The 2,890-nt window shown below is 35.7% G+C and carries 4 protein-coding genes; 3 read left to right on the forward strand and 1 reads right to left on the reverse strand.

Going from position 1 to position 2,890, the window contains the following annotated elements; all coding sequences use genetic code 11:
• Positions 1-1,130: methionine adenosyltransferase (metK, locus tag VLB74_RS12375; RefSeq protein ID WP_325203768.1), on the reverse strand; the 1,130-nt coding region annotated here is incomplete at its 3' end.
• A 771-nt stretch (positions 1,131-1,901) separates the two neighbouring features.
• Here metK and VLB74_RS12380 point away from each other — a divergent pair.
• From VLB74_RS12380 to VLB74_RS12390, 3 genes are read left to right on the forward strand one after another with little or no spacing between them, the layout of a single operon-like run.
• The gene (locus VLB74_RS12380) at positions 1,902-2,078 is read left to right on the forward strand and encodes a hypothetical protein (protein WP_325203769.1); all 177 of its coding nucleotides are present in this window, start codon (positions 1,902-1,904) and stop codon (positions 2,076-2,078) included.
• A 29-nt stretch (positions 2,079-2,107) separates the two neighbouring features.
• Entirely contained in the window at positions 2,108-2,284 is a 177-nt protein-coding gene (locus VLB74_RS12385; protein ID WP_325203770.1) for a hypothetical protein, read from the forward strand.
• Positions 2,285-2,308: 24 nt separating this feature from the next.
• Positions 2,309-2,767 (forward strand): OsmC family protein, encoded by a 459-nt coding sequence (locus VLB74_RS12390; protein ID WP_325203771.1) that lies wholly within the window; start codon positions 2,309-2,311, stop codon positions 2,765-2,767.
• Positions 2,768-2,890: the final 123 nt, after the last annotated feature.

Raw genomic sequence — 2,890 nt, forward strand, 5'->3', positions numbered from 1 at the left:
GGTTTACGTCCCATGTGTCCGTAAGCAGCCGTTTCACTGTAAATCGGGTTTCTCAATTTCAAGCGTTGTTCGATGAAATAAGGACGCATGTCGAAAATGCCTTCCACTTTTTTAGCGATTTCCCCATCCGTTAAACTTACTTTAGAAGTCCCGTAAGTATTGATGTAGATACCCATTGGTTTCGCTACACCGATAGCGTAGGAAACCTGAACTAAAATCTCGTCAGCGATTCCGGCAGCCACAAGGTTTTTGGCGATGTGACGCGTAGCATAAGCTGCAGAACGGTCTACTTTAGAAGGATCTTTTCCAGAGAAAGCTCCACCACCGTGAGCACCTTTTCCTCCGTAAGTGTCAACGATAATTTTTCGCCCTGTCAATCCTGTATCTCCGTGAGGTCCGCCAATAACGAATTTTCCGGTAGGGTTAATGTGGTACTGAATTTTGTCGTTAAATAGATGTGCGTATTGCGGGTATTTTGCAATGATTCTTGGAATTAAAATCTCGATAATATCTTTCTTGATTTTTGCCAACATCACTTCTTCAGTATCGAAATCATCGTGTTGAGTTGAGATTACGATTGCATCAATACGAACCGGTTTGTTATTGTTGTCGTATTCTAAAGTTACTTGAGATTTTGCATCAGGACGCAAATACTTGATTGCAGAATTTTCTCTTCTCAATTCGGCAAGTTCCTGTAATAATTTGTGAGATAAATCCAAAGCCAACGGCATGTAATCAGTCGTTTCGTTGGTTGCATAACCAAACATCATTCCCTGGTCACCGGCACCTTGGTCTTCTTTGCTGGCACGGTCAACTCCCTGGTTAATGTCTTGGGATTGTTCGTGAATCGCAGACAAAACGCCACATGAGTTAGCTTCAAACATGTATTCGCTTTTTGTGTATCCGATTTTACGGATTACATCACGCGCAATTTGCTGAACATCCAAATAAGTTTGTGATTTTACTTCTCCGGCAAGAATAACCTGTCCTGTAGTAACTAAAGTTTCACAGGCGACTTTAGAATCGGCGTCAAAGGCCAAGAAATTATCGATTAATGCATCTGAAATCTGGTCCGCAACTTTGTCCGGATGTCCTTCACTCACTGATTCTGACGTAAATAAATAAGCCATAATTAAATTGTTTTAAAATTTAAGTGAGGAAAAATAATTGCAGGGATTGCCTAAAGGAGTAGTGGTTACTGCTTTAGCATTTTTTATTGAGGTTGCAATCAGTTCAAATTTTTCCTCTTGTTTCGGATGCAAATGTATGAAAGAAATTTGATATCTAATCGAAATTTGTTATTTTTTTAATTTTTACGAATTCGCAATAAAAATGCAATTGAAAGCCGTTTGGATGTGTTTCTGTAATTTAAAATGTTAAAATTTACTTTTTTATTTTGTCAATTCAAAATTTGTTATCAATTTTGCATCACAAATAAGAAGAAAAAGAAATGAAATCAATTAAACGATATAATATGCATACTTGCAAGTGGAAATTTTCCGCAGAGGTAGCTATTGTTTAAATTGAAAGTAAAAATTTAAGATATAGAATATAGCCTCTGCAAAATAGCAGAGGCTTTTTTTTTTGAATCTATTACAACGTAAAAAATACAACAAAAGATAATAATATGAAAACGACAACCATCAATAATAAGTTTATGAAACGAATGAAGTGGGCTTGCAAACACTATCAGTATCATTGTTGTTACCGACACCGGACGAGTTAATCTCAAGTTATAGTTCAAACTGTATAAGTCCTTTCGGTAACAAAACCGGAGGGACTTTTTTATTTTTTCCGAAAAAAATATTGTTTGCCCAAGGTCGTCAAGAACGCCCTTCAATCGGAAGAAAATTTGTTAATGGGCGTTTCAAATTAAATTCAATCAATAAAAAATCAATATCATGACAGCTTTAAAAAATAAAATAAGAAGAATACAATCGATAGTATCATCAATAGAAAACGCACCAAATGTTTTGTTGGAAAACCAATTCAAAGGAGTGTCTGAAGAATTGGTAACCGATTCAGAATTGTTAATCGTTCAGATTAATGAAGAGGAAAACGAATTCCTGTTCATCTAAATAAATTCAATCATAAAAAAATAATTATCATGACAGTTTTAAAAGATCAAATAAAAAGAATTGAGTCAATCGTATCGACAATAGAAAATGCTCCAAGTGCTTTGTTGGGAAGTTTATTCACTGTGGTAAGTGAAGCATTGCTTGCTAATTCTGAATTGTTAATCCTTCAAATCAACGCAGAGGAAAACGAATTCCTGTTTATCTAATGTTTAAGTAATAAATCAGAAGGTATGAGCAATAGAATTGTAACCATAAGTGGCGTTTCTTCAGAAGACAACCATTTTTTGGTAAAAACAAATGATTTCAATGTGGTTATCAGTAATTCTGTTTCCGGGGAATCCGGCGAAGGGCCAAGTCCAACCGATTTCTTGTTGGCTGGTTTTGCAGGGAGTATCAATGCGGTAGGATTGATTGTGGCAAAGGAGCTGGGTATTGAATTGCTATCACTCGAAGTGGAAATTGTGGGCGAACTTGTAACTAAAAAAGTTGAAGGAAAGCAAACACGTTCAAGAGCTGGTTTCAGAAAAATTGAAGTAGTTGTTAAGCCTGTTTCGAATGCGCCGCTTGTATTATTAAAAGAGTGGATTGATACTGTGAAAGAAAGATGTCCGTTGCGTGATAATCTCATTAATACCACACCAGTCGTGCTGACTTTATTAAAGGAATATAATAAGCACAATGCTGCTTAATTAAAAATTGTTTGTTTGTTTTTAAACTGCCTCCCCAATATGATTTTGAGGGAGGCGGTTTTGTTTTTGTTTGTTAAGTGGGATTTTTAATAACCGAAAAAACATCTATAACAACACTTAAAA

Source organism: Flavobacterium sp. (assembly GCF_035456225.1).
In the GTDB taxonomy this organism is placed as follows: Bacteria; Bacteroidota; Bacteroidia; order Flavobacteriales; family Flavobacteriaceae; genus Flavobacterium.

Coding starts and splice junctions, on each gene's coding strand:
- VLB74_RS12380 (WP_325203769.1), top strand. CDS start 1,902: ATGACAGCTTTAAAAAATAAAATAAGAAGAATACAATCGATAGTATCA.
- VLB74_RS12385 (WP_325203770.1), top strand. CDS start 2,108: ATGACAGTTTTAAAAGATCAAATAAAAAGAATTGAGTCAATCGTATCG.
- VLB74_RS12390 (WP_325203771.1), top strand. CDS start 2,309: ATGAGCAATAGAATTGTAACCATAAGTGGCGTTTCTTCAGAAGACAAC.